General features: G+C 53.5%; 24 protein-coding genes. 17 read left to right on the top strand and 7 right to left on the bottom strand.

Annotated elements, in window-relative coordinates; all coding sequences use genetic code 11:
• Positions 1-36 precede the first annotated feature (36 nt).
• The 6 genes from rng to csrD form a co-directional block, all read right to left on the bottom strand.
• Positions 37-1,506, bottom strand: a complete 1,470-nt coding sequence (rng, locus tag BFV63_RS19785; RefSeq protein ID WP_003860405.1) for a ribonuclease G — start codon at positions 1,504-1,506, stop codon at positions 37-39.
• A complete protein-coding gene (locus BFV63_RS19790; RefSeq protein WP_003860403.1) occupies positions 1,496-2,089 on the bottom strand; it encodes a Maf family protein in 594 nt (197 codons plus the stop codon). Before BFV63_RS19790 ends, rng begins: the two co-directional genes overlap by 11 nt.
• 9 nt (positions 2,090-2,098) lie before the next feature.
• Positions 2,099-2,587 (bottom strand): rod shape-determining protein MreD, encoded by a 489-nt coding sequence (gene mreD / locus BFV63_RS19795; protein WP_003860402.1) that lies wholly within the window; start codon positions 2,585-2,587, stop codon positions 2,099-2,101.
• Positions 2,587-3,603, bottom strand: a complete 1,017-nt coding sequence (gene mreC, locus BFV63_RS19800; RefSeq protein WP_003860400.1) for a rod shape-determining protein MreC — start codon at positions 3,601-3,603, stop codon at positions 2,587-2,589. Before mreC ends, mreD begins: the two co-directional genes overlap by 1 nt.
• A gap of 62 nt (positions 3,604-3,665) precedes the next feature.
• A complete protein-coding gene (gene mreB, locus BFV63_RS19805; protein ID WP_000913396.1) occupies positions 3,666-4,709 on the bottom strand; it encodes a rod shape-determining protein MreB in 1,044 nt (347 codons plus the stop codon).
• Positions 4,710-4,991: 282 nt separating this feature from the next.
• A complete protein-coding gene (gene csrD / locus BFV63_RS19810; protein ID WP_048241737.1) occupies positions 4,992-6,932 on the bottom strand; it encodes an RNase E specificity factor CsrD in 1,941 nt (646 codons plus the stop codon).
• A gap of 183 nt (positions 6,933-7,115) precedes the next feature.
• Between csrD and acuI the strand changes: the two genes are divergently transcribed.
• The 14 genes from acuI (at position 7,116) to BFV63_RS19880 (ending at position 20,048) form a co-directional block, all read left to right on the top strand.
• On the top strand, positions 7,116-8,090 hold the full coding sequence (gene acuI, locus BFV63_RS19815; RefSeq protein ID WP_048241735.1) for an acrylyl-CoA reductase (NADPH): 975 nt from the start codon (positions 7,116-7,118) through the stop codon (positions 8,088-8,090).
• A 77-nt stretch (positions 8,091-8,167) separates the two neighbouring features.
• Entirely contained in the window at positions 8,168-9,169 is a 1,002-nt protein-coding gene (gene msrP, locus BFV63_RS19820; RefSeq protein ID WP_032626457.1) for a protein-methionine-sulfoxide reductase catalytic subunit MsrP, read from the top strand.
• Entirely contained in the window at positions 9,170-9,769 is a 600-nt protein-coding gene (msrQ, locus tag BFV63_RS19825) for a protein-methionine-sulfoxide reductase heme-binding subunit MsrQ (RefSeq protein ID WP_003860393.1), read from the top strand.
• 234 nt (positions 9,770-10,003) lie between these two features.
• A complete protein-coding gene (gene aroQ, locus BFV63_RS19830; protein WP_003860391.1) occupies positions 10,004-10,456 on the top strand; it encodes a type II 3-dehydroquinate dehydratase in 453 nt (150 codons plus the stop codon).
• A 21-nt stretch (positions 10,457-10,477) separates the two neighbouring features.
• Positions 10,478-10,942: an acetyl-CoA carboxylase biotin carboxyl carrier protein gene (gene accB / locus BFV63_RS19835; RefSeq protein ID WP_003860389.1), complete on the top strand. Its 465-nt coding sequence runs from the start codon at positions 10,478-10,480 to the stop codon at positions 10,940-10,942.
• 10 nt (positions 10,943-10,952) lie between these two features.
• A complete protein-coding gene (accC, locus tag BFV63_RS19840) occupies positions 10,953-12,302 on the top strand; it encodes an acetyl-CoA carboxylase biotin carboxylase subunit (RefSeq protein ID WP_003860388.1) in 1,350 nt (449 codons plus the stop codon).
• A 108-nt stretch (positions 12,303-12,410) separates the two neighbouring features.
• Positions 12,411-12,653 carry a YhdT family protein gene (locus BFV63_RS19845; protein ID WP_003860385.1) on the top strand — a complete coding sequence of 81 codons (243 nt, stop codon included), beginning with the start codon at positions 12,411-12,413 and terminating at the stop codon, positions 12,651-12,653.
• Positions 12,643-14,094: a sodium/pantothenate symporter gene (gene panF, locus BFV63_RS19850; RefSeq protein ID WP_023323805.1), complete on the top strand. Its 1,452-nt coding sequence runs from the start codon at positions 12,643-12,645 to the stop codon at positions 14,092-14,094. The genes BFV63_RS19845 and panF overlap by 11 nt, the downstream gene beginning before the upstream one ends.
• Positions 14,095-14,105: 11 nt before the next feature.
• Positions 14,106-14,987, top strand: a complete 882-nt coding sequence (prmA, locus tag BFV63_RS19855; protein WP_003860381.1) for a 50S ribosomal protein L11 methyltransferase — start codon at positions 14,106-14,108, stop codon at positions 14,985-14,987.
• Positions 14,988-15,124: 137 nt separating this feature from the next.
• Positions 15,125-15,865 carry a carbonic anhydrase gene (locus BFV63_RS19860; protein WP_003860379.1) on the top strand — a complete coding sequence of 247 codons (741 nt, stop codon included), beginning with the start codon at positions 15,125-15,127 and terminating at the stop codon, positions 15,863-15,865.
• Positions 15,866-16,194: 329 nt separating this feature from the next.
• Positions 16,195-17,160, top strand: coding sequence for a tRNA dihydrouridine synthase DusB (gene dusB / locus BFV63_RS19865; RefSeq protein ID WP_022651936.1), 966 nt, complete (start codon positions 16,195-16,197; stop codon positions 17,158-17,160).
• Between the two features lie 23 nt (positions 17,161-17,183).
• Positions 17,184-17,480: a DNA-binding transcriptional regulator Fis gene (gene fis / locus BFV63_RS19870; RefSeq protein ID WP_000462905.1), complete on the top strand. Its 297-nt coding sequence runs from the start codon at positions 17,184-17,186 to the stop codon at positions 17,478-17,480.
• 178 nt (positions 17,481-17,658) lie between these two features.
• Positions 17,659-17,823 (top strand): DUF2556 family protein, encoded by a 165-nt coding sequence (locus tag BFV63_RS19875; RefSeq protein WP_003860373.1) that lies wholly within the window; start codon positions 17,659-17,661, stop codon positions 17,821-17,823.
• 140 nt (positions 17,824-17,963) lie between these two features.
• Positions 17,964-20,048: a putative bifunctional diguanylate cyclase/phosphodiesterase gene (locus tag BFV63_RS19880; RefSeq protein WP_069597587.1), complete on the top strand. Its 2,085-nt coding sequence runs from the start codon at positions 17,964-17,966 to the stop codon at positions 20,046-20,048.
• Here the strand turns inward: BFV63_RS19880 and envR are convergent.
• On the bottom strand, positions 20,043-20,690 hold the full coding sequence (gene envR / locus BFV63_RS19885) for an acrEF/envCD operon transcriptional regulator (protein WP_023314924.1): 648 nt from the start codon (positions 20,688-20,690) through the stop codon (positions 20,043-20,045). The two genes, BFV63_RS19880 and envR, sit on opposite strands and share 6 nt — an antisense overlap.
• A gap of 398 nt (positions 20,691-21,088) precedes the next feature.
• Between envR and BFV63_RS19890 the strand changes: the two genes are divergently transcribed.
• The 3 genes from BFV63_RS19890 (at position 21,089) to BFV63_RS19900 (ending at position 25,823) form a co-directional block, all read left to right on the top strand.
• Positions 21,089-22,228 carry an efflux RND transporter periplasmic adaptor subunit gene (locus tag BFV63_RS19890; RefSeq protein ID WP_032660585.1) on the top strand — a complete coding sequence of 380 codons (1,140 nt, stop codon included), beginning with the start codon at positions 21,089-21,091 and terminating at the stop codon, positions 22,226-22,228.
• Between the two features lie 11 nt (positions 22,229-22,239).
• Positions 22,240-25,353, top strand: coding sequence for an efflux RND transporter permease subunit (locus BFV63_RS19895; RefSeq protein ID WP_023314926.1), 3,114 nt, complete (start codon positions 22,240-22,242; stop codon positions 25,351-25,353).
• 248 nt (positions 25,354-25,601) lie between these two features.
• On the top strand, positions 25,602-25,823 hold the full coding sequence (locus tag BFV63_RS19900; protein ID WP_003860364.1) for a lipoprotein: 222 nt from the start codon (positions 25,602-25,604) through the stop codon (positions 25,821-25,823).
• Positions 25,824-25,997 lie beyond the last annotated feature (174 nt).

The following is a 25,997-nucleotide window of genomic DNA, read 5'->3' on the forward strand; positions in this document are numbered from 1 at the left end:
CTCCTTGTCAGCCTTAAATCTCGCAGCGAACTGCGTTTACATCATGACGACGTCAAACTGCTCCTGGTTATAGAGCGGCTCAATTTGCACTTTTACCTGTTTGCCGACAAAGATTTCCACTTCCGCCAGCGCGTGCGACTCTTCCCCTTTCAGGGCCTCCGCCACCGCAGGGGAAGCATAGACCAGAAAACGGTCTGAGTCGTAGGCATGATGGACACGGACAATTTCACGCATGATCTCGTAGCAGACCGTCTCCACCGTCTTTACCGTTCCGCGTCCATGGCAGGTTGGACACTCATTACACAGGACATGTTCCACGCTTTCGCGGGTCCGTTTCCGGGTCATTTCCACAAGACCGAGCTGCGAGAAGCCATTGATGCTGGTTTTCACGCGGTCCTTACTCAGCGCCTGCTCCAGAGAGTGCAGCACGCGACGGCGGTGATCTTCATTGTTCATATCGATAAAGTCGATGATGATAATGCCGCCCAGATTACGCAGGCGAAGCTGACGCGCGATGGCCTGCGTCGCTTCGATGTTGGTGTTGAAGATGGTGTCATCGAGGTTGCGATGGCCGACAAACGCGCCGGTGTTGATATCGACGGTGGTCATCGCTTCGGTTTGATCGATGATCAGATAGCCACCCGATTTCAGCTCAACCTTACGCTCCAGCGCACGCTGGATTTCGTTTTCAACGTCATAGAGGTCAAATATCGGCTGGCGTCCGGTGTAATGCTCCAGCAGACCCGGCATTTCCGGGATGTACTCGGCGGTGAACTCCAGTAAGGCTTCGTACGTCAGACGGGAGTCCACGCGGATGCGGTCAAGCTGGGCGTCGGCGAAATCACGTAATACGCGCTGAGCGAGCGCCAGCTCACCGTACAGCCGGTAGCGGGTCTGGTTGCGTTTTTTACGCTCCATCACTTTGGTCCAGACGCGCTTCAGGTAGGCCGCATCCGAGGCGAGATCTTCTTCGCTGATCCCTTCCGCCGCGGTACGGATAATAAACCCGCCCTGCTCGTCGCAGTAGGCGCTGACCACCTTTTTCAGGCGCTCACGCTCGCTTTCGCTCTCAATACGCTGTGACACGCCGACGTGCGACGCCCCCGGCATAAACACCAGGTAGCGTGAAGGCAGGGTGATGTCGGTGGTCAGACGCGCGCCTTTAGTGCCCAGCGGATCTTTTACCACCTGCACCATCAGATCCTGGCCCTGACGCACCAGCTCAGAGATGTCGCGCACGGCAAACTGCTTTTGCTCTTCGCCTGCCACACATTCGGTGTGCGGCATGATATCGGAGGCATGTAAAAACGCCGCCTTATCGAGCCCAATATCTACAAAAGCCGCCTGCATACCCGGCAGGACACGACTGACACGACCTTTGTAGATATTGCCTACGATTCCGCGTCGCGCTTCACGCTCAATATGAATTTCCTGAAGAATGCCACCATCAATGTAGGCCACACGGGTTTCCGATGGCGTTACGTTTACCAACAATTCAGCCGTCATAATTATCCCTTCCCTCACGCAGTGAGTTAAAATTGCTCAGCAACTCATACGTTTCCACCAGCGGTAAGCCGACTACGGCGTGATAGCTGCCATTTATCTTCCTGACAAAACAGCCACCCAACCCTTGAATACCGTATGCACCTGCTTTATCCATAGGTTCACCGCTGGCGATATAGCCGGCGATCTCCTCGTCGGTGAGGACTCTGAACGTCACTTCCGTTACCACAAGGCAATCCAGAACGTACTGGCTGTCTGCCAGCGCTACCGCCGTCATCACCTGATGGGTTTGTCCGGACATGTTACGCAGCATCCGCGCCGCATGGTCTGCGTCGCGGGGTTTCTCAAGCACCTCACCATTGAGAATGACAATGGTATCCGCACCCAGCACCGGTAAGTCACGCGGCACGCATGCCACGCCCGCCTGCGCTTTTTCACGCGCCAGACGAGAGACATACTGCTGAGCGCTTTCACCCTCAGCACGTTTTTCTTCAATACCGGTAACGATGCGTTCGAAGGAGACACCCAACTGCGCGAGCAGTTCCTGGCGACGCGGAGAACCGGAGGCAAGATACAAAGACGTCATAGAAACCTTTTATTGCACAGCAAACTGCTGGCGAATTTTACGCATCAGCAGGAAAAGCCACGGCCAGAGCACACCGTTTACTACACTACTCCAGAACACTTCCGGTCGGAAAGAGACGTTGATCACTAAAAACTCTGCCCAGAAAACAACGATATCCGCAGCGAGCGACAACAACATCACCACCAGCGCCTGTTGCCAGAGCGCAAGGTTACGAAAGAGCTGGAATTTGAGTGCGACGAGATACGCAATAATGCTCATGGATAAGGCGCGGACGCCAAGCGTAGAGCCACTGATAAGATCCAGTATGGCACCCATCACAAAACCTGTGCCGACATTTACGCGGTGCGGCAGGGCAAGGATCCAGTAGAGCAAAATGAGCAATACCCAGTTTGGCCGGAAAACAAGAATGTCGTCCGGCCAGGGCATAATTTGCAGCAACAGTGCAACGAGGAATGAGAGCCAGATTACCCAGCGCCCCTGGCTACGATAACTGGCCACTACTGCCCTCCACCCGAGACTTGCGGCGGTGGCGGCGCATCCGGCAGCGGCTGCGTTAACCCCGTCGCCGGAGCCGGTACGGGTGCAGGTGGTCCCATCGCATCCGGCGCAGGCAGTACCTGCGGCATCATCTGCATCAGGCGTTCATTCGCCACGCGATGCACATCTTCCGGGGTCATCGGGTTAGCTCCGTTACGATCGGCGCCCCATAGCAGCAGCAGGTAGCGCAAACGCTGCAAGCCGGCCGTTGGACGCGCCTGAATCACGGTGTAGGCACGCTGAGTGTCGAGCTTCACGGAAGAGACAACCGCAACCGGGTAGCCCTCAGGGAAACGACCGCCCAGACCGGACGTCACTAGCACGTCGCCCACGCGGATATCCGTGTTGGCGGGCAGATGTTCCAGTTGCAGATCGTCCGTGCAGCCGTTACCGGCGGCAATCACGCGAATATCGTTACGCAGCACCTGAATCGGCAGTGCATGGGTGGCATCGCAAATCAGCAGCACGCGGCTGGTCAGTTTGGCAACCGCCACAACCTGGCCCACGACGCCTTTATCGCTGATGACAGGCTGACCTTCGTATACGCCGTTCACGCTGCCTTTATCAATCACCACCTGATCGCTGTACGGATCGTTTACGGTGGAGATCACCTGGGTGACCATTTTCTGTTCATCCTGGCGCAGCGGCGAGCCAAGCAGTTCACGCAGGCGTGCGTTTTCCTGCTTATATTGCCCCAGCATCAGCAGCTCGCTGTTTTTCAGCAGCAGTTCCTGGCGTAACGCACGGTTTTCGAGTTCGAGCTGGTCACGCGATGAGAGCGTTTGCGACACGGAGTCGAGCAGTTCACGGGGACCATTTGAAATAAAGTAGAAAGGACTGACGGCGGTATCCATGTACGTTCGGATCTGGCTGAACGTACCGAGGCGGCTATCGGCAATAATGACCCCGAGCGCAACCAGAACCGCCAGGATCAGGCGAAACTGTAGCGACGGGCCACGGCTAAAAATTGGCTTCATAGGCTATGCGTATTCTCGCGTCAGAGAGAAAGGGTAGCAAATTGCTACCCTCTCACACCCGACTACTCTTCGCTAAACAAGTCGCCGCCGTGCATGTCGATCATTTCCAACGCCTTGCCACCACCACGGGCGACGCAAGTCAGTGGATCTTCTGCAACTACGACAGGAATACCTGTCTCTTCCATTAACAGGCGGTCGAGGTTACGCAGCAGCGCACCACCACCGGTCAGCACCATACCGCGCTCGGAGATATCGGAGGCTAGCTCTGGCGGGCACTGTTCCAGCGCAACCATCACCGCGCTCACGATACCAGTCAGTGGCTCCTGCAACGCTTCCAGGATTTCGTTGGAGTTCAAGGTGAATCCGCGTGGCACGCCTTCCGCCAGGTTACGACCGCGAACTTCGATCTCGCGCACTTCATCACCCGGGTAGGCAGAACCGATTTCGTGCTTGATGCGCTCTGCGGTCGCTTCACCGATCAGAGAGCCGTAGTTACGGCGAACGTAATTGATGATAGCTTCGTCGAAACGGTCGCCGCCGATACGCACGGAAGAGGAGTACACCACGCCGTTCAGGGAGATAACGGCCACTTCAGTGGTACCGCCACCGATATCCACCACCATAGAACCGGTAGCCTCAGAAACCGGCAGACCCGCACCAATTGCCGCAGCCATCGGTTCTTCAATCAGGAAGACTTCACGCGCACCGGCACCCTGAGCAGATTCACGGATTGCACGGCGTTCAACCTGGGTCGCGCCAACCGGCACACACACCAGCACGCGCGGGCTTGGGCGCATGAAGCTGTTGCTGTGAACCTGCTTGATGAAGTGCTGAAGCATTTTTTCGGTCACGAAGAAGTCAGCAATAACGCCGTCTTTCATTGGGCGGATCGCGGCGATGTTGCCCGGCGTACGGCCCAGCATCTGCTTCGCATCATGACCTACTGCGGCCACGCTTTTTGGCGAGCCGGCACGATCCTGACGAATGGCCACAACGGAAGGCTCATTCAATACGATGCCTTGTCCTTTTACATAAATAAGGGTATTCGCGGTACCCAGGTCAATGGACAGGTCATTGGAAAACATGCCACGAAATTTTTTCAACATACTAAGGGATAATCCTGAAAGCTGGGGCGGAAAACAAAATCCGCTTACTTTACCAACCACACGCAGCAGCGACAAGGCGCAAAAATCGTCTGCTACGGTGAAAATTAGTGCAGCACGTTTCCTTTGTTACAAATTCATCCCCTGAATCCCTCAGGGCTGAGTAAACAGCAGCGTCCCTCACTTTCACTTGTAACCCATTAAAGGTCGTTCACTGGCTTTTATGCTCGTCTTACTCAAAGCTACAGGCGCGATATTCTACGTGAAAACAAAGTAAACGGCAGGTCAAACAGAGTATCTTTGCAAATATTTTTTCACATTGGTGTCAAGCGGCTGAGAGGCGGCAAAAAAATCCCCCTGACCGCCCGTCACGCCGCGCTCTGTCAACATCTGCCATTCACTTCGTGAACGTACGCCTGTGGCAAATACTTGCGTTTGCGTTCCTTTGCACGCTTCCACCAGGCTTTGTACCAGCAGCTGGTTTTCCGTGCGTTTTTCAATATTCCTTACCAGACCCGGATGCAGCTTCAATAATTCAACATCCAGCTCTTTGATCCAGCTGGTGCTCACCAGCGTCAGACCCGCCTGGGTTACCGCCACGCGAGCTCCAAGCGCATTGATTAAACGCACCACCGGGCGCAACCGGCTGATGTGTTGACCTACATCTGCCTCTGCAAGTTCAAAAATAATGCGTTTGCGTTGCGATTTTTCGCATTGCATTAACGTGTCACGTAACCAGCGCTGGAAGCGCGGACGGATCAGCGATTCGACGGTCACCTGTAAAGCCAGATTTTCTTCAGGCCAGTACGATAAAAACGGAATGAGGCGGGTAATTTGCTGACGGTCATACTCTTCGGACAATCCGAATTGCAACACCATGGGCAGATATTCCGCAGAGATAACCTCTTCGGTGCCATCAAAAATACGGCACATCAGCTCACGATGATGAACATGACCATTCTTCATGACCGCCGGTTTTTGATAGATGCGCGGTCCGCCCCGGCTCAGCATCTGTTCAATCAGGGTTCGCCAGCGCACGTTGCCGCGCCCTTTCTCCGGCAGCGTATCATCATAGACTGCCCAGCCGTTCGCCCCCTGCAATACGGCGTTACGCGTGGCCGCTTCCGCATGTTCCATCACCTGCTCCGTCGACTGACCGCCGCGCCAGGCACAGATGCCCATATGCACCATATCGTCTCTGTCGAGCATTTTGCTCTGGGGCAGCGCATCGACGGCTTTCAGCAGCTGGCTGGCGATACTCTCGGACTCCTTTAAGGTGCGATGCGGCAGCAAGACGGCAAAATCGCTGCGGTGGTAGCGTGCCAGTAACGCGCCGGGGTAGCGCATAATAAAGGTGGACAGCAGATTAATCAGCGTAAAGAGGTTCTCTTCCGCCACGCGCTGACCCCAGGTATCACGGAGCAGATCAAAGTCGGGCAGGCGAATCATCATTACCACGCCATGCGTACCCACCTTTTCGGGGTCATCAAGAAGCGTAGCCAGCTGATTATCAAAGAAGAGACGGTTGTTGAGGCCCGTTTTGTTATCCTGCGCGGCGTAAGAGCGAATCAACGTGTCCATACGGCTACGCTGATCGCTGGCAAACTGGATTTCGGAGAGCAGCACGTCCAGGGCGCTACTGGTGCGTGATGGCCATTCATAAACCGATCCCCGCACCTGCGGACCCCGCTCGCCATTCAGTATCCGCACGGAGCGTGTTTCCAGCAGTTCCTGGCCGGAAAGTTGACGACGCTGCCAGCGAACGGCGAGGAAAATCAGCAGTACGATAAAGGCAACGGCGATGGTTAAGGGCGCGGTGGTCATAAGCGAGCGTAAATAGTTGCTCATCGGATCCTGGTACATCAGATGAATTGTCATACCCGGATGTTTAAGTGAATTAACCGTGACGTCCCGATACTGATCTACCGTGCCGGCAGGACGATAGCTGCCCTGGCGGGTATGGCTGAAAACGGTCTGCTTCCCCTGTTTAATGTCGATCTGCACTATATCCACAGGCACCATTAACTCATCCAGCTCACGCGAAAGCGCCGGGAAGGAGGACGTTATCAGGCGAGTGTCGATAACCGATGCAACCGATTCAACCCGGTTAACCAGCTTATCCTGGATGGCATTGTAAAAGCTCAGCGAGCAGCCGATTAGCGTGACAAATATGGTCAGCCCCGTCAGCAAGGTAATAAAAGCTGAGAACTTCGTCGTTAATCGCATCCTTGAGATTACTCCGTGGATTGAAGGGGGGGCAAGTGAGCACTAACTTGCATTTCAAATGCGACATACTATCAAACCTGGTGTATCTGGCAATTTATTGCGTTAAATCGGCACTGCGTTTCATTGAGCGAGTATAGTCATCAGGACATATTTTCCCATCATCAAACCTAGTGAGGACCCTGTATGCAGGCTTTGATCTTAGAACAGCAGGACGGCAAAACCGTTGCCTCGGTGCAATCCATTGAGGAGAACCACCTGCCGGAGGGCGACGTGACCGTAGATATCGACTGGTCCAGCCTGAACTATAAGGATGCACTGGCGATTACGGGAAAAGGTAAAATCATCCGAAATTTCCCGATGGTGCCAGGAATCGACTTTGCAGGCCGCGTGCATACCAGTGAAGACCCGCGTTTTCACGCCGGACAGCAGGTGCTGCTCACCGGCTGGGGCGTAGGTGAAAACCACTGGGGCGGACTGGCAGCACAGGCGCGCGTCAAAGGTGACTGGCTGGTCCCGATGCCGAAAGGCCTGGACGGTCGTAAGGCGATGATCATCGGCACGGCAGGCTTCACCGCCATGCTGTGCGTGATGGCGCTGGAAGAGGCCGGGATTCGTCCTGACTCGGGCGAAATTGTCGTCACCGGCGCCAGCGGCGGCGTGGGCAGCACGGCCGTCACGCTGCTGCACAAGCTGGGGTATCAGGTCGCCGCCGTCTCTGGCCGCGAAAGTACGCATGATTATCTACGTCAGCTGGGCGCAAGCCGTATTCTGAGCCGCGACGAATTCGCCGAGACCCGCCCGCTGGAAAAACAGGTCTGGGCTGGCGCAGTAGATACCGTCGGCGACAACGTGCTGGCGAAGGTGCTGGCGCAAATGAATTACGGCGGCTGCGTGGCAGCCTGTGGTCTGGCGGGTGGTTTTGCCCTGCCGACGACGGTGATGCCATTTATTCTGCGTAACGTGCGTCTTCAGGGTGTCGATTCGGTCATGAGCCCAGCCGAGCGGCGGGCTGAGGCCTGGGAACGTCTGGTGCAGGATCTGCCAGCCTCATTCTATGAGCAGAGCGCCACTGAGATTACCCTGAGCCAGGCGCCAGAGTTCGCCAATAAAATCATGGACAACCAGTTCCACGGTCGTGCGCTGGTTAAAATCGCCTAATCTTCAAATTTTCGTGACATATTCGCGCTAACCCTCCTCCTCCGTCATGCTTAGAAAAACGCCTGACGGAGGATGCCATGAAAACCCGAAAACTGACGGAAGCCGACGTAACGTCTGAATCTGTCTTTATGCTACAGCGCCGCCAGATCCTGAAAATGCTTGGCATCAGCGCCACTGCCCTGACGCTCACCCCTGCGGCCCATGCCGATCTGCTCGACTGGTTTAAGGGCAACGATCGCCCGAAAGCCCCCTCCGGCGCACCGCTTAACTTCACGAAACCGGCACAGTGGCAGAATAAACTGACGCTGACGCCGGAAGATAAAGTCACCGGCTATAACAACTTCTATGAGTTTGGTCTTGATAAGGCCGATCCTGCCGCCAACGCCGGGAGCATGAAAACCGATCCCTGGACGCTGAAGATAGATGGCGAGGTGGCAAAACCGCTGACGCTGGATCATCATGACCTCACCACCCGCTTCCCCCTTGAAGAACGCATTTACCGTATGCGCTGTGTGGAAGCCTGGTCGATGGTGGTGCCGTGGGTAGGTTTCCCTTTGCATAAACTGCTGGCGCTGGTTGAGCCCACCAGCAACGCGAAGTATGTTTCTTTCCAGACGCGCTATGCCCCGGACGAGATGCCAGGCCAGAAGGATCGGTTTATCGGCGGCGGGCTGGAGTATCCCTACGTTGAAGGTTTACGTCTCGACGAAGCCATGCATCCGCTTACGCTGCTCACCGTCGGGGTTTATGGCAAAGCGCTGCCGCCGCAAAACGGGGCACCCATTCGCCTGACCGTACCGTGGAAATACGGTTTCAAGGGCATCAAATCGATCGTCAGCATTAAGCTCACCCGTGAACGCCCCCCCACCACCTGGAACCTGGCAGCGCCTGACGAGTATGGTTTTTTTGCCAACGTTAACCCACACGTTGACCATCCGCGCTGGTCGCAGGCAACAGAACGTTTTATCGGTTCCGGCGGCGCGCTGGATGTTAAACGCCAGCCAACGCTGCTATTTAACGGCTATGCGGATGAGGTGGCATCCCTCTACCGTGGTCTGAACTTACGGGAGAACTTCTAAGTGCGTTTAACGGCAAAGCAGATAACCTGGCTGAAGGTACTCCTGCATTTAGCCGGATTGCTCCCCTTTATCTGGCTCTTCTGGGCAGCCAGCCAGGGACAGTTCAGTGCCGATCCGGCGAAAGATATTCAGCATTTTACGGGTCGGATGGCTCTGAAATTTTTGCTGGCGACCTTGCTCGTCTCACCGTTGGCGCGCTACGCTAAACAGCCATTATTGATACGCACCCGTCGGCTTTTAGGGCTATGGTGTTTCGCCTGGGCAACGCTGCATCTCACCAGCTACGCCCTGCTGGAACTGGGCATTAATAACCTGGCACTCCTTGGCAGCGAACTGGTGACGCGTCCCTATCTGACGCTGGGTATCGTAAGCTGGCTGGTTTTACTGGCGCTGACGCTGACATCCACGCAGTATGCGCAGCGAAAACTGGGGCGACGCTGGCAACTACTGCATAACTTCGTCTATCTGGTCGCGATCCTCGCCCCTATTCATTACCTGTGGTCGGTGAAGATTTTATCCCCTCAGCCGGTCATCTACGCCCTGCTGGCCCTGGCCCTTTTAGCGTGGCGTTACAAGAAGTTCCGCCAGTGGTTGCGATAGTTCACGAAACTGTGCGTTTTCCCGCAGATTATTTATCAACCGCGAATCTTTTTCGGATAGCGGTTGATAATCTTCCCTGATAAGACCAGTATTTAGCTGCCAAATGCTACGAAATCGTTATAATGTGCGACTTCGGTTTTCCGGACAGGGGTTTTAGGCCTCTGAAAGGGTGACAATTGCGCTTTGAGGGTATATGTTGTTTTTTACCCGAAAATCGCAGGAGATAGCGGCATAATGGCTGATAAATTCCAAATTTTAGTTTTAAACGGACCGAACCTGAACATGCTCGGCACCCGTGAGCCAGAGAAGTACGGCACGCTAACATTGAGCGAAATTGTTAACCGTCTGAGTACGGAAGCAGCGTCGCTGAATGTGGATTTGGACCATTTTCAGTCTAACGCGGAGTACGCAATCATCGACCGTATTCATCAGGCTAAAGACACTGTGGACTATATCCTGATCAATCCGGCCGCGTTTACGCACACCAGTGTTGCTATACGCGACGCACTGCTCGCGGTGAGTATCCCGTTTATCGAGATCCACCTGAGTAACGTGCACGCCCGAGAGCCGTTCCGCCACCACTCCTACCTGTCAGATATCGCCGCTGGCGTGATTTGTGGGCTGGGTGCAGACGGCTATTCATACGCTTTACAGACAGCGGTAAAACGCTTGTCACAATCACACTAAACAAGAGTACGGAACCCACTCATGGATATTCGTAAGATTAAAAAACTGATCGAGCTGGTTGAAGAATCAGGCATCTCCGAACTGGAAATTTCTGAAGGCGAAGAGTCTGTACGCATCAGCCGTGCAGCCCCAGCCGCTAGCTTCCCGGTAATGCAGCAAGCTTATGCTGCGCCAGTGCAGCAGCCTGCGCTCTCCGCAGCCGTTGCGCCAGCGGCAGCAGAAGCGGCACCTGCGGCTGCAACAGAAATCAGTGGTCACATCGTACGTTCCCCAATGGTTGGTACTTTCTACCGCACCCCGAGCCCGGACGCGAAGGCGTTCATCGAAGTGGGTCAGAAAGTCAACGTAGGCGATACCCTGTGCATCGTTGAAGCCATGAAAATGATGAACCAGATCGAAGCAGACAAATCAGGTACTGTGAAAGCGATCCTGGTCGAAAGTGGTCAGCCGGTAGAATTTGACGAGCCGCTGGTCGTCATCGAGTAACGAGGCGAACATGCTGGATAAAATTGTTATCGCCAACCGTGGCGAGATTGCACTGCGTATTCTTCGTGCCTGTAAAGAACTGGGCATCAAGACCGTGGCCGTGCATTCAAGCGCGGATCGCGATTTAAAACACGTATTGCTGGCGGATGAGACGGTCTGTATCGGTCCGGCTCCGTCCGTAAAAAGCTATCTGAACATCCCGGCGATCATCAGCGCCGCCGAAATCACTGGCGCGGTCGCGATTCACCCGGGTTATGGTTTCCTCTCTGAGAACGCCAACTTTGCTGAGCAGGTTGAACGCTCTGGCTTTATCTTCATTGGCCCGAAAGCTGACACCATTCGCCTGATGGGTGACAAAGTGTCTGCCATCACCGCGATGAAAAAAGCTGGCGTGCCAACCGTACCGGGCTCTGACGGCCCGCTGACCGACGATATGGATGCTAACCGCGCCCATGCTAAACGCATTGGCTATCCGGTGATCATCAAAGCGTCCGGCGGCGGCGGCGGTCGCGGTATGCGCGTTGTACGCAGCGATGCTGAACTGGCGCAGTCCATCTCCATGACCAAAGCGGAAGCGAAAGCGGCTTTCAGCAATGACATGGTGTACATGGAAAAATACCTGGAAAACCCACGCCACATCGAAATTCAGGTGCTGGCTGACGGTCAGGGTAACGCGATCTATCTGGCAGAACGTGACTGCTCCATGCAGCGTCGTCACCAGAAAGTCGTCGAAGAAGCGCCAGCGCCGGGCATTACGCCGGAACTGCGTCGCTACATCGGTGAGCGTTGCGCCAAAGCGTGTGTCGATATCGGCTATCGCGGGGCGGGTACCTTTGAGTTCCTGTTCGAAAACGGCGAGTTCTACTTCATTGAGATGAACACCCGTATTCAGGTTGAACACCCGGTTACCGAAATGATCACCGGCGTTGACCTGATTAAAGAACAGCTGCGTATCGCAGCCGGTCAGCCGCTGTCCATCAAACAGGAAGAAGTTGTGGTTAAAGGCCATGCGGTAGAGTGCCGTATCAACGCCGAAGACCCGAACACCTTCCTGCCAAGCCCGGGTAAAATCACGCGTTTCCACGCGCCGGGTGGCTTTGGTGTGCGCTGGGAGTCCCATATCTACGCCGGTTACACCGTACCGCCGTACTATGACTCAATGATTGGTAAGCTGATCTGCTACGGCGAAAACCGTGACGTGGCCATTGCCCGCATGAAGAACGCCCTTCAGGAGCTGATCATCGACGGGATCAAAACCAACGTTGATCTCCAGATGCGCATTATGAGCGACGAGCACTTCCAGAATGGTGGGACTAACATCCACTACCTGGAGAAAAAACTCGGTCTGAACGAGAAGTAAGAGATCAGTGTTGCTAAAAGGCCGGATTATCCGGCCTTTTTTATTTCTGGGGATCGCTAAGCCCCATCATGTACAATCCCCGCTTTCTTCATCCACAAGGGACAAAAAATGGACAAACGTTTTGTTCAGGCCCATAAAGAAGCGCGCTGGGCGCTGTGGCTGACCCTTCTCTATCTCGCCGCATGGTTAGTAACTGCTTACTTACCTGATTCGGCGATTGGCATTACCGGCCTCCCGCACTGGTTTGAAATGGCCTGCCTGCTGCTGCCGCTGGTGTTTATCCTGCTGTGCTGGGCGATGGTGAAATTCATCTATCGCGATATTTCACTGGAGGACGATGATGCAGCTTGAAGTCATTCTGCCCCTTATCGCTTACCTGTTCCTGGTGTTTGGCCTGTCGGTTTATGCGATGCGTAAACGTTCGACCGGCACCTTTCTGAACGAGTATTTCCTCGGGAGCCGCTCAATGGGTGGCGTCGTGCTGGCCATGACGCTGACCGCTACTTACATCAGCGCCAGCTCGTTTATCGGTGGCCCGGGCGCCGCTTATAAGTACGGGCTGGGCTGGGTACTGCTGGCCATGATCCAGCTGCCTGCCATCTGGCTCTCTCTGGGCATACTGGGTAAAAAGTTTGCCATTCTGGCCCGTCGCTACAATGCCGTAACGCTGAACGATATGCTGTTTGCTCGCTATCAGAGTCGCTTGCTGGTATGGCTGGCAAGCCTGAGTCTGCTGGTGGCGTTTATTGGCGCAATGACGGTGCAGTTTATCGGCGGCGCACGTCTGCTGGAGACGGCAGCCGGTATCCCCTATGAGACGGGCCTGGTCATTTTCGGTGTGAGTATCGCGCTGTATACCGCGTTTGGCGGGTTCCGCGCCAGCGTACTCAACGACACGATGCAGGGGATGGTGATGCTCATTGGCACCCTCGTTCTGCTGGTGGGTATCGTGCATGCCGCAGGGGGCCTGAGCCATGCGGTTGAAACCCTGGAAGCGATCGATCCGAAACTGGTCTCGCCGCAGGGGGCGGATGATATCCTCTCTCCAACCTTTATGACCTCGTTCTGGGTGCTGGTGTGCTTTGGCGTGATTGGCCTGCCGCATACTGCCGTGCGCTGCATCTCATATAAAGACAGCAAAGCGGTGCACCGCGGGATCATTATCGGGACAATTGTGGTGGCGATCCTGATGTTTGGTATGCACCTGGCGGGCGCGCTGGGCCGCGCGGTGATCCCTGACCTTACCGTACCGGATCTGGTCATTCCGACCCTGATGGTGAAAGTGCTTCCGCCGTTTGCCGCCGGGATTTTCCTCGCCGCACCCATGGCGGCCATTATGTCGACCATCAACGCTCAGTTGCTGCAAAGTTCCGCTACGATCATTAAAGATCTCTATCTGAATTTGCGCCCTGAACAGGTCGAAAATGAGCGACGCCTCAAGCGTATGTCGGCGGTGATTACCCTGGTGCTGGGGGCGTTACTGTTGCTGGCCGCGTGGCGTCCACCGGAGATGATCATCTGGCTAAACCTGCTCGCCTTTGGCGGGCTGGAGGCCGTTTTCCTGTGGCCGCTGGTGCTGGGGCTGTACTGGGAACGCGCGAATGCCGCGGGTGCATTAAGCGGCATGATTGTCGGGGGCGTCCTGTATGCCGTTCTCGCCACGTTTAAAATTCAGTATCTGGGCTTCCATCCGATCGTGCCTTCGTTACTGTTAAGTTTACTGGCGTTTGTGGTGGGAAACCGTTTTGGTCGACCGGTGCCACAAACTGCCCTGATTTCTACTGACAAATAAAGAGTTTTGCCATGCCGTGGATCCAATTAAAACTGAACACAACCGGCGCGAACGCCGAAGAACTGAGTGATGCGCTGATGGAGGCCGGTTCGGTCTCTATCACCTTCCAGGACACGCATGACACGCCGGTCTTTGAGCCGCTGCCAGGCGAAACGCGCCTGTGGGGTGATACGGACGTTATCGGCCTGTTCGATGCAGAAACCGATATGAAAGAGGTCGTGGCGATTCTGGAAAACCATCCGCTGCTGGGCGCGGGTTTCGCGCATAAAATTGAACAGCTGGAAGACAAAGACTGGGAACGCGAGTGGATGGACAACTTCCATCCGATGCAGTTTGGTCAGCGTCTGTGGATCTGCCCAAGCTGGCGTGAAGTGCCCGATGAAAACGCCGTCAACGTGATGCTGGATCCGGGTCTGGCGTTCGGCACCGGTACCCACCCGACAACCTCCCTGTGCCTGCAATGGCTGGATGGCCTGGATCTGGAAGGCAAAACCGTGATCGACTTCGGTTGCGGATCCGGGATCCTTGCTATCGCAGCACTGAAACTGGGCGCGGCAAAAGCCATCGGGATCGACATCGATCCGCAGGCGATTCAGGCCAGCCGTGATAACGCCGAGCGTAATGGCGTTTCCGATCGCCTTGAACTGTATCTGCCCGATGCACAGCCAGAGGCGATGAAAGCCGATGTGGTGGTCGCGAATATCCTGGCTGGCCCATTACGCGAGCTGGCGCCGTTAATCAGCGTGCTGCCGGTTGAAGGCGGTCTGCTGGGCCTGTCCGGTATCCTTGCCAGCCAGGCAGACAGCGTCTGTGAAGCCTACGCCGATCTCTTTGCGCTCGACCCGGTGGTCGAGAAAGAAGAGTGGTGTCGCATCACCGGTCATAAAAAATAAGCGTTTGGCGTGGTCGTCTGACCACGCCTTTTTCCTTCGGTTTTTTCTCCCGCCTTCTTCCTTTCTTCGATAAAATAACCCCACAAATCACAATGTTAATTATTGATTTGGATAATAAAATTCACAGGAAGAATATGATGAAACACATTTCAGGCAAGGCAGCGCTGCTGGCGCTGAGCATGATTTCGGCTACGGCTTACGCATCACACTGGAGCTATCAAGGAGAAGGCGCACCGGAACACTGGGGCGAACTGGACGAGGCGTACAAGACGTGTAAAAGCGGAATGTATCAGTCGCCGGTCAACATAGATAACACGGTCAAAGCCCACATCTCTCCGCTGGAAACGCACTATATCGACGGCCCGGTCATTCTGACAAATAACGGCCATACTATCCAGGCGAGTGAAAATGCCGATACACGCGACAGCATCACGCTTGATAAACAGCGCTGGACGTTACAGCAGTTCCATTTCCATGCACCATCCGAAAACACGGTGCACGGTAAAAAATACGCAATGGAAATGCATCTGGTCCATAAAAACGCTGACGGCGAACTGACGGTCGTTGCCGTTATGTTCGATCAGGGCGCTGCAAACACTGAACTGGATAAACTCTGGGGCGTGATGCCGGGACAGGTTGACCAGAACGTCACGATTAAGCCAACCCTTGATATGAATAAATTACTGCCCGCGGATAAAACTTACTGGCGTTTTAGCGGCTCTCTGACCACCCCACCGTGTTCAGAAGGGGTAACGTGGCTGGTCCTCAAGCATCCGCTGACCGTCTCTGCTGAACAGCTGCAAAAATTTACTCACACTCTGCACCACGAAAACAGCCGCCCGGTTCAGCCGCTTCATGGCCGTCTGGTTGTTGAATAAGTCGATTTTTTACGTTGATATCCTGTGCTGAAATGCGACGCAGATCGCAAAGAAGCGCCATAATCTGCTGCTTATAGCAGCAGATTATCCCGAACAATTGATCCATTTATTCAGAAATGATGAGAAGTTACGGGAAATTGTAAGCGCCCACAAAATGTTCATTTATTCATAACACAATGATTTAAATAGCGAATAATCTTATCCCAAAAGAATGACTGGCGATTCCTTGATCTACAACAGAGGATTGTTCAAAGTTTGGCCTTTCATCTCGTGCAAAAAATGCGTAATATACGCCGCCTTGCAGTCACAGTATGGTCATTTCTTAACTCATGCGCATCGGACACCACCAGCTCAGAAATCGCCTGATCGCAGCCCCAATGGCAGGTATTACCGACCGGCCGTTCAGGACGCTGTGCTACGAGATGGGAGCAGGATTAACCGTTTCCGAGATGATGTCGTCTAACCCGCAGGTTTGGGAAAGCGACAAGTCCCGCCTTCGGATGGTGCACGTGGATGAACCAGGTATCCGCACCGTGCAAATTGCCGGAAGCGTGCCTGAAGAAATGGCAGATGCCGCGCGTATTAACGTGGAAAGTGGCGCCCAGATTATTGATATCAATATGGGTTGCCCGGCCAAAAAGGTGAATCGCAAGCTTGCAGGTTCAGCCCTTCTGCAATACCCCGACCAGGTGAAGTCAATCCTGACGGCGGTTGTCAGCGCAGTGGACGTTCCTGTTACGTTGAAGATTCGCACGGGTTGGTCGCCGGAACACCGTAACTGCGTAGAGATTGCCCAACTGGCCGAAGACTGTGGCATTCAGGCCCTGACCATTCATGGACGCACTCGCGCCTGTTTGTTCAACGGTGAAGCTGAATACGACAGCATTCGGGCAGTTAAGCAGAAAGTTTCCATTCCGGTTATCGCGAATGGCGACATTACTGACCCGCTTAAAGCCAGAGCTGTGCTCGACTATACGGGAGCTGATGCTCTGATGATAGGACGTGCCGCTCAGGGAAGACCCTGGATCTTTCGGGAAATCCAGCATTATCTGGACACTGGGGAGCTGCTTGCCCCGCTGCCTCTGGCAGAGGTCAAGCGCTTGCTTTGTTCGCATGTTCGGGAATTGCATGACCACTACGGCCAGGCAAAAGGGTACCGAATTGCGCGTAAACACGTCTCCTGGTATCTCCAGGAGCACGCTCCAAATGACCAGTTTCGGCGCACATTCAACGCCATTGAGGATGCCAGCGAACAGCTGGAGGCGTTGGAGGCATACTTCGAAAATCTTGCGTAATGAAATAAAGAGCTGACAGAACTATGTTCGAACAACGCGTAAATTCTGACGTACTGACCGTTTCTACCGTTAACTCTCAGGATCAGGTGACTCAAAAGCCCCTGCGTGACTCGGTTAAACAGGCACTGAAGAACTATTTTGCTCAACTGAACGGTCAGGATGTTAATGACCTGTATGAGCTGGTACTGGCTGAAGTTGAACAGCCACTGTTGGACATGGTGATGCAATACACCCGTGGTAATCAAACCCGCGCTGCCCTGATGATGGGCATCAACCGTGGTACCCTGCGTAAGAAACTGAAAAAATACGGCATGAACTAATTTCGATTAGCTAACTGCTTGTTTAAAAAGGCGCTCTTCGGCATGGGGAAGCGCCTTTTTTATCGTTCGGGCGGGCAACCGTCAACGCTTTGTAAACCTTCCCTTTCCCCACTTTTCAACGCCCGCTTTTCGTGTATATTTCCACCAACTTACAGGCTCTCTTTTCGCGGAATGACACATGATTCGTAAATACTGGTGGCTGGTCGTTTTTGCTGTCTCTGTTTTCATTTTCGATGCGCTGCTGATGCAGTGGATTGAACTGATGAGCACTGAAACCGATAAATGTCGCAATATGAATTCCGTGAACCCGCTTAAACTGGTCAACTGCTCAGAGCTGGACTAACCGCTTCCATCCTGTATAAAACCCTGTTAACACCCAATAAAAACAGGGGCTTAAATCACTTTTCGTCATTTCCTGACGATGATAATGTCTGTCCCCTTTCCAACCGCTCTTGCTTAACGTCTCACACGAGTGAACAGACCATGCTGGTTAGCCAATACAACCAAATCCTCGTAGTCATCTCCTTTGTTGTTGCCATTCTTGCCGCCTATACCGCACTGAATATGGCTGCGCGCGTTGCCGGAAGCCAGGGCGTCGCTGCACGCGTCTGGCTGGCAGGTGGCGGTGTTTCGATGGGGATTGGCGTGTGGGCGATGCATTTCATCGGTATGCTGGCGATGGATCTTTCCATGAGCATGAGTTACAACGCGGCCCTGACCTTGCTTTCGATGGTTATCGCCATTAGCTCGTCAATGTTTGCCCTGTGGCTCGTTAGCGGCGAGCAGCTACGTTTGCGCCGGCTGCTGCCTGGCGCCGTCGTGATGGGAACGGGCATTGTTGCCATGCACTACACCGGTATGGCTGCCCTGGAGGTCACACCGGGTATTGTCTGGGATAAAACGTGGGTGGCTATCTCTGTGGTCATAGCCCTTGCCGCTTCACTGGCCGCTCTTTGGCTGACGTTCCGTTTACGTCAGGAAGCCGCACGAATGGCGTTGATGCGGCTGGGGGCGGCGATCACCATGGGCATCGCTATCGCTGGCATGCATTACGCTGGCATGGAAGCAGCACAATTTCCGATGTCGACGATGGTCCACCATCATGGCATTAACGGGAGCTGGCTGGCGATATTGGTTAGCGTGGTCGCGCTCGCTATTCTGGGGATTACGCTGCTGGTGTCGATGTTCGATGCCCGCCTTCAGGCTCGTACCTCGCTGCTGGCCTCATCACTGGCAGAAGCTAATCGTGAACTCGCACAGCTGGCGTTGCATGATACGCTGACGCGATTACCCAATCGTATTCTGCTTGAGGATCGCCTCGATCAGGCCATTAGCAAGGCCGATCGCGAAGGAAGCCCTTTCGCGCTGATGTTTATGGATCTTGACGGCTTTAAAACCGTCAACGATGCCTATGGTCATGATGTCGGTGACAAGCTTCTGGTAGCGGTGACTCAGCGTTTGCTGTTGCAGTTGAAAGGTCAGTACACGCTGGCGCGTATCGGTGGGGATGAATTCGTGCTGCTGGCCGAAACCGCCACCCCGGATGATGCTGCCTCACTGGCAAATTCACTGGTGCGCGTCATTGATAGCCCGTTCCATCTCGATCCTTACGAACTGATGGTCACCCTGAGCATTGGCATTGCGCTCTATCCACACGATGGCAAAACCGATCGTGAACTAATGTTTAACGCTGATGCTGCGATGTACCACACGAAACATATGGGTCGCAACGGCTATCACTTCTTCCAGCCGTCAATGAATACGCTGGCGCAGACGCATCTACAGCTGATGAATGATCTGTGGCAGGCCATCGACCGTGATGAGTTACGCCTGCTTTATCAACCTAAATTCCACGCCCCTGCCGGGCCGGTCATCGGGTTCGAAGCGCTGTTACGCTGGCAGCATCCCAAACAGGGATTACTCTCCCCCGACCTGTTTCTACCGCTGGCAGAGAAAACAGGGCTGATTATTCCGATTGGAAACTGGGTAATCGACGAGGCCTGCCGCCAGCTGCGTGAATGGCATCTTCAGGGCCACACGGACTGGTCAATGGCGGTGAATCTTTCTACGTTGCAGTTCGAACAGCCGTCGCTGGTTAAAACGGTTCTCGATTGTCTGACGCGCCATAGAGTGCCGCCCGGCATGTTGATCCTGGAGGTGACTGAAACCACGGCAATGAGCAATCCGGACGAAAGCGTACGCGTCCTGACAGCGCTGACGGATGCGGGAGTAAAAGCCTCAATAGACGATTTTGGTACAGGTTACTCAAGCCTTCTCTATCTTAAGCGGCTTCCCGCCTGCGAGTTGAAAATCGATCGCGCTTTTGTGAAAGAGTTAAGTGGAGAGAGCGAAGATGCGACAATTGTCTCGGCGATTGTCGCCCTGGCAAAAACGCTGAATCTGAAGGTCGTGGCGGAAGGGGTCGAAACCGCAGCGCAGCAGACCTTCCTGACAGAACTGGGATGCAATACGCTACAGGGTTATCTGCTGGGCAAACCAATTACCGCGCAAGCTATTATGGAACAGTGCCAGCACGGGGAGATGTCGCCACCCCGGGCGCAGTCATAAGGCTGTATCGTAAACCACTGGCGCCACTCGGGTGATATTTAGTGTCGCCAGAATATTATCCACCAGCGCCGGCGCTTGTTTGTACAGATTAAAACTGGTGTTATCCATTAACCAGTTTTTAATGACTCCGCTAAAAAACGCATGGAAAACAATCAGCGCCAGTTCAATATTAGTTTGCGAAGAGATAATGTTATGAGCAATGCATCGCTTAAGCGTCTTGCGAAGATAATCATCGTTTAAACCGATCCGCTTGCGTATTTCACATTCTGAAATCACATCGTCATGAAATTCACACTTATGATACAGAATTTGTAAAAGCGCATACTGTCGGGGTTCGCTCGCAATATATTGCAGCGCAACAATAAATTGTTCACGAAGCATTAACAAAGGGTCGTCATTTTCGGAAAGCATTAGCCTGTCACGAATGATTTCACGCAGCGGCAATTGCTGTTCCCATATTGCGTTAAATATTTCCGCTTTACTCGAGAAATGCCAGTAAACCGCCCCGCGAGTGAGTTGAGCTGCATCGGCAATGTCGGTAAGCGTGGTGCTGGCCACACCACGCGTCGCGAATAGCCTGATAGCGGCTTCAATCAGCTGCTGGCGGGTCTTTTGAGCCTCTTCTTTCTTTTTGCGCGCCATTACCTGCTACTCGTTACTTACAAGATTGATACGTTATCAAAGGATATTGCCGTGGTCGTGTCAGACAAAGTATTAACCAAAATCCGTGTTAGTTTTGCACAAAAAAAGTCAATTCGTTTAATTTATAAACCTCGTGAATAAATTGAATATATTAAATACATAAAACATATGTATAGCTTTCACCAAAAAGCATTTCGTTGATTATCCTGACAGAAATAGAGTGTCGAATGCACTGGGTCAGATTCCGATTTTTACTTTTTAAAAGCTCCATCAGCACTTATAAATTAAAAAACATTAAATACCCTCATTATTATACGCAGCTACATTTCTTTTTTTGCCTCACACCCTTTCACCGATTCATGACAAATATCGGTTCAGGGGTAGTTTAAGGAACAGTAATGACGAATCACTTCAGATGCTTACCCTTATCCGGTTTCATTGTCTGTGCCGCGCTGCTTACCGGATGCGATGGGCAAGAAAACCCACAGCAACATGCGCAAGCTCCTCAGGTCAGTGTTCATATTGTTAAAAGCGCGCCACTGGCCGTAAAGACAGAATTGCCTGGCAGAACTGACGCGTATCGTGTTGCGGAGGTTCGTCCCCAGGTAAGTGGTATCATTCTGCACCGTAATTTTACCGAAGGCAGCGACGTCAAAGCGGGTGAATCCCTTTATCAGATCGATCCGGCCACGTATCAGGCAGCCTACGACAATGCGAAAGGTGAACTGGTAAAAGCACAGGCGGCGGCCAATATCGCTCATCTGACGGTGAAACGTTACGTTCCGCTGGTCGGTACGCAATATGTGAGCAAGCAGGAGTACGATCAGGCGGTGGCAACCGCCCAGCAGGCGGATGCGAGCGTCGTTGCCGCGAAGGCTGGCGTTGAAAGCGCGCGGATCAACCTGGCTTATACCAAAGTCACATCCCCAATCAACGGGCGTATAGGTAAATCCAGCGTCACCGAAGGGGCGTTGGTTACTAATGGTCAGTCGACTGCACTGGCGACGGTTCAGCAGCTCGATCCCATTTATGTCGATGTGACGCAATCCAGCAGCGATTTTATGCGTCTGAAGCAGCAGACGAGCCTGCAAAAGGGAGACACCAGCAGCGTCGAGTTGCTGATGGAAAATGGCCAGCCTTATCCACTGAAAGGAACGCTCCAGTTCTCTGATGTCACGGTAGATGAAAGTACCGGCTCAATCACCCTTCGCGCCCTCTTCCCTAACCCTCAGCATATGCTGTTACCGGGTATGTTTGTCCGTGCACGCATTGACGAAGGTACACAGCCTGATGCCATTCTTGTTCCCCAGCAGGGGGTAACCCGTACACCGCGCGGGGATGCCACTGTGCTTGTGGTAAACGATAAAAACCAGGTGGAATCGCGCACTGTCGTTGCACCGCAGGCGATTGGCGATCGCTGGCTGATCACGGAAGGCCTGAAAAACGGCGACCGCGTCATTATCAGCGGCCTGCAAAAAGTTCGCCCTGGCGTTACCGTCGTGGCTATTCCTGATACCGCCGCGACTCCAGCCAGTTAAGGAATAACGACATGGCTAATTTCTTTATTCAACGGCCTGTTTTCGCCTGGGTGCTCGCCATCATTCTGATGATTGCGGGCGGGCTGGCCATTTTAAAACTGCCGGTGGCGCAATATCCGACCATTGCGCCGCCAGCGGTGGCGGTGACAGCAACCTACCCTGGCGCTGATGCCCAGACGGTACAGGACACCGTAACTCAGGTTATCGAACAGAACATGAACGGTATCGATAATTTGATGTACATGTCGTCCACCAGTGATTCCGCCGGTAACGTCACCATTACGCTGACGTTCGAGTCGGGTACGGATCCTGATATCGCGCAGGTGCAGGTTCAGAACAAACTCCAGCTCGCCATGCCGCTGCTGCCGCAAGAAGTGCAGCAGCAGGGGATTGGCGTGGAGAAATCCAGCAGCAGCTTCCTGCTGGTTGCAGGCTTTGTGTCGGACAATAAAAATCTCACGCAGGATGATATCTCCGACTATGTCGCTTCTAACGTAAAAGATGCGATCAGCCGTACTTCCGGCGTCGGTGACGTGCAACTGTTCGGTGCCCAGTATGCAATGCGCATTTGGCTGGACAGCAACGCGATGAACAAATATCAGCTCACGCCGCTGGATATCATTAACCAGCTGAAAACACAGAACGACCAGATTGCTGCGGGCCAGTTGGGAGGAACGCCGTCCGTACCAGGGCAGCAACTGAACGCCTCAATTATTGCTCAAACACGCTTGAAATCGCCGGAGGAGTTTGGTCGTGTGACGCTGAAGGTGAACCAGGACGGTTCAATGGTCCACCTGAAAGATGTGGCACGCATTGAGCTGGGTGGCGAAAACTACAACATGGTCACCAAAATCAATGGCCAGGCAGCAACGGGGCTGGGGATCAAGCTGGCGACTGGCGCAAACGCGCTGGATACCGCTGCCGCCATCAAGAGTAAACTGGCGCAGTTGCAGCCCTTCTTCCCTCAGGGTCTGAAAGTCGTGTATCCGTACGACACCACACCTTTCGTGAAGATCTCCATCCATGAAGTGGTGAAGACGCTGTTTGAAGCGATTGTTCTCGTGTTCCTGGTGATGTACCTGTTCCTGCAAAACCTGCGGGCAACGCTTATTCCCACTATCGCCGTTCCCGTGGTGTTACTGGGCACCTTTGCGGTACTGGCTGCGTTCGGGTTCTCCATTAACACCCTGACGATGTTCGGGATGGTATTGGCGATAGGTCTTCTCGTCGATGACGCCATCGTGGTAGTCGAGAACGTAGAACGCGTCATGGTTGAGGACAAGCTGCCGCCAAAAGAGGCGACGCAGAAGTCAATGGAGCAAATCCAGGGCGCTCTGGTGGGCATTGCCATGGTGCTTTCGGCGGTATTTATTCCGATGGCATTCTTTGGTGGTTCAACCGGGGCTATCTATCGCCAGTTCTCGCTGACCATTGTCTCCGCGATGGCCTTGTCGGTACTGGTGGCGTTGATATTAACGCCTGCTCTTTGTGCAACGCTGCTCAAACCGGTTTCCAGCGAACATCATGAAAAGAAAGGTGGTTTCTTCGGCTGGTTTAACGCGCTCTTTGATAAGAGTGTGGAGCACTACAGCAACAGCGTGAGCGGCATTTTACGTAAGACCGGCCGCTATCTGCTGGTTTACGTCATCATCGTCGGCGGCATGGCAGTTCTGTTCCTGCGCCTGCCTTCCTCCTTCCTGCCGGAAGAGGATCAGGGTGTGTTTATGACGATGGTTCAGTTGCCGGCAGGGGCGACGCAGATGCGTACCCAGCAGGTACTCGATCAGGTTCAGGATTATTACCTGACGAAAGAGAAAGCGAACGTTGAATCGGTCTTTACCGTAAACGGGTTTAGTTTTAGCGGACAGGGTCAGAACTCCGGTATCGCTTTCGTCAGCCTGAAGCCATGGGAAGAGCGTCCGGGCAAGGAAAACGGCGTTGAGGCGATTGTCAGCCGCGCGACGAAAGCGTTCAGCCAGATCAAAGACGGCCTTGTATTTCCGTTTAACCTGCCTGCCATTATTGAACTGGGTACCGCAACAGGCTTTGACTTTGAACTGATAGACCAGGCAAACCTGGGACATACGCAGTTAACGCAGGCGCGTAACCAGCTGCTGGGCATGGTGAGAGAACATCCTGACTTACTGGTCCGCGTGCGTCCTAACGGACTGGAAGATACGCCACAGTTCAAGCTGGACGTCGATCAGGAGAAGGCACAGGCGCTGGGTGTGAGCGTGTCTGACGTCAATCAGACTATTTCAACAGCCCTGGGTGGCACCTATGTGAACGACTTTATCGATCACGGACGGGTGAAAAAAGTTTATGTCCAGGCTGATGCTCGCTTCCGTATGCTACCCGGAGACATTAACGGCCTGTATGTGCGTAGCGCTAACGGCGAAATGGTGCCTTTCTCTGCCTTTAGCAGCTCTCACTGGGTGTACGGTTCACCGCGTCTGGAACGTTACAATGGGATGCCATCAATGGAGATCCTCGGTGAGTCTGCACCAGGCAAAAGTACCGGTGAGGCAATGGCGCTGATGGAAAACCTTGCGTCAAAACTGCCGTCCGGCATCGGCTACGACTGGACGGGGATGTCTTATCAGGAACGACTTTCCGGGAATCAGGCTCCGGCGCTGTACGCCATTTCACTTATTGTGGTGTTCCTGTGTCTGGCGGCTCTCTATGAAAGCTGGTCAATTCCATTCTCGGTCATGCTGGTTGTGCCTCTGGGGGTGATCGGTGCGCTTCTGGCTGCATCAATGCGAGGGCTGAACAATGACGTTTACTTCCAGGTTGGTCTGCTTACAACAATTGGTTTATCAGCCAAGAACGCCATACTGATCGTTGAGTTCGCCAAAGATCTTATGGATAAAGAAGGCAAAGGGATTATCGAAGCCACGCTTGAAGCCTCGCGTATGCGTCTGCGTCCTATCCTGATGACTTCCCTGGCATTCATCCTTGGTGTTATGCCTCTGGTCATCAGCAGCGGTGCAGGTAGTGGTGCACAAAATGCGGTCGGGACGGGCGTGATGGGCGGGATGCTCTCAGCCACACTGTTGGCCATATTCTTTGTTCCTGTTTTCTTTGTGGTTGTCCGGAGACGATTTACAAAGCACAAGGATTAATGAAAATCATAAAGGCACCTCTGGTGCCTTTTTTATTTCCTGAAAAAAATGTAAAAACACATCCCCTCTTCACATTTCCTCCATTAATAATTACTGCCTGCGCTTTTTTCTTCATAATTTTTACAATCCACACAAATTGAGATTATTCCACGTGCTGCATGGTATTAGTGCGGTGGTAAAATAATCATCGATTCGTTAATTGCCGCATCGGCTCTTTAGCGAATAGGCGATCATATTGAGGTAACATCATGAAAAGATTCCTTTCCGTTGCACTTCTCGCTGCGCTGCTTGCTGGTTGCGCGCACGATTCTCCATGTGTACCGGTATACGACGATCAGGGGCGACTGGTTCACACCAATACCTGTATGAAGGGCACTACCCAGGATAACTGGGAAACAGCAGGTGCGATTGCTGGTGGCGCCGCGGCAATCGCTGGCCTGACACTCGGTATTGTCGCCCTGACTAAATAAGGCTTCTAAAAGCGCGGCGATGGCCGCGCTTTTATTTTTGTCTGATATAAGAAACGTATATTCCCCATCACGAATAGCATCAGATATTAATTAAATTCAATACGCTACCTTAATCCTCGCTATATCCCTTACCTGTACAGTATTTGGCATAACATTTAATTCATTTAACGCTAC

Source organism: Enterobacter hormaechei subsp. xiangfangensis (genome assembly GCF_001729785.1).
In the GTDB taxonomy this organism is placed as follows: domain Bacteria; phylum Pseudomonadota; class Gammaproteobacteria; order Enterobacterales; family Enterobacteriaceae; genus Enterobacter; species Enterobacter hormaechei_C.

Bases quoted from the DNA above. Each gene is read 5' to 3' on its own strand.
- rng (WP_003860405.1), bottom strand. From the start codon at position 1,506: ATGACGGCTGAATTGTTGGTAAACGTAACGCCATCGGAAACCCGTGTG.
- BFV63_RS19790 (WP_003860403.1), bottom strand. From the start codon at position 2,089: ATGACGTCTTTGTATCTTGCCTCCGGTTCTCCGCGTCGCCAGGAACTG.
- mreC (WP_003860400.1), bottom strand. From the start codon at position 3,603: ATGAAGCCAATTTTTAGCCGTGGCCCGTCGCTACAGTTTCGCCTGATC.
- mreB (WP_000913396.1), bottom strand. From the start codon at position 4,709: ATGTTGAAAAAATTTCGTGGCATGTTTTCCAATGACCTGTCCATTGAC.
- csrD (WP_048241737.1), bottom strand. From the start codon at position 6,932: ATGCGATTAACGACGAAGTTCTCAGCTTTTATTACCTTGCTGACGGGG.
- acuI (WP_048241735.1), top strand. From the start codon at position 7,116: ATGCAGGCTTTGATCTTAGAACAGCAGGACGGCAAAACCGTTGCCTCG.
- msrP (WP_032626457.1), top strand. From the start codon at position 8,168: ATGAAAACCCGAAAACTGACGGAAGCCGACGTAACGTCTGAATCTGTC.
- aroQ (WP_003860391.1), top strand. From the start codon at position 10,004: ATGGCTGATAAATTCCAAATTTTAGTTTTAAACGGACCGAACCTGAAC.
- accB (WP_003860389.1), top strand. From the start codon at position 10,478: ATGGATATTCGTAAGATTAAAAAACTGATCGAGCTGGTTGAAGAATCA.
- accC (WP_003860388.1), top strand. From the start codon at position 10,953: ATGCTGGATAAAATTGTTATCGCCAACCGTGGCGAGATTGCACTGCGT.
- BFV63_RS19845 (WP_003860385.1), top strand. From the start codon at position 12,411: ATGGACAAACGTTTTGTTCAGGCCCATAAAGAAGCGCGCTGGGCGCTG.
- panF (WP_023323805.1), top strand. From the start codon at position 12,643: ATGCAGCTTGAAGTCATTCTGCCCCTTATCGCTTACCTGTTCCTGGTG.
- prmA (WP_003860381.1), top strand. From the start codon at position 14,106: ATGCCGTGGATCCAATTAAAACTGAACACAACCGGCGCGAACGCCGAA.
- BFV63_RS19860 (WP_003860379.1), top strand. From the start codon at position 15,125: ATGAAACACATTTCAGGCAAGGCAGCGCTGCTGGCGCTGAGCATGATT.
- dusB (WP_022651936.1), top strand. From the start codon at position 16,195: ATGCGCATCGGACACCACCAGCTCAGAAATCGCCTGATCGCAGCCCCA.
- fis (WP_000462905.1), top strand. From the start codon at position 17,184: ATGTTCGAACAACGCGTAAATTCTGACGTACTGACCGTTTCTACCGTT.
- BFV63_RS19875 (WP_003860373.1), top strand. From the start codon at position 17,659: ATGATTCGTAAATACTGGTGGCTGGTCGTTTTTGCTGTCTCTGTTTTC.
- BFV63_RS19880 (WP_069597587.1), top strand. From the start codon at position 17,964: ATGCTGGTTAGCCAATACAACCAAATCCTCGTAGTCATCTCCTTTGTT.
- envR (WP_023314924.1), bottom strand. From the start codon at position 20,690: ATGGCGCGCAAAAAGAAAGAAGAGGCTCAAAAGACCCGCCAGCAGCTG.
- BFV63_RS19890 (WP_032660585.1), top strand. From the start codon at position 21,089: ATGACGAATCACTTCAGATGCTTACCCTTATCCGGTTTCATTGTCTGT.
- BFV63_RS19895 (WP_023314926.1), top strand. From the start codon at position 22,240: ATGGCTAATTTCTTTATTCAACGGCCTGTTTTCGCCTGGGTGCTCGCC.
- BFV63_RS19900 (WP_003860364.1), top strand. From the start codon at position 25,602: ATGAAAAGATTCCTTTCCGTTGCACTTCTCGCTGCGCTGCTTGCTGGT.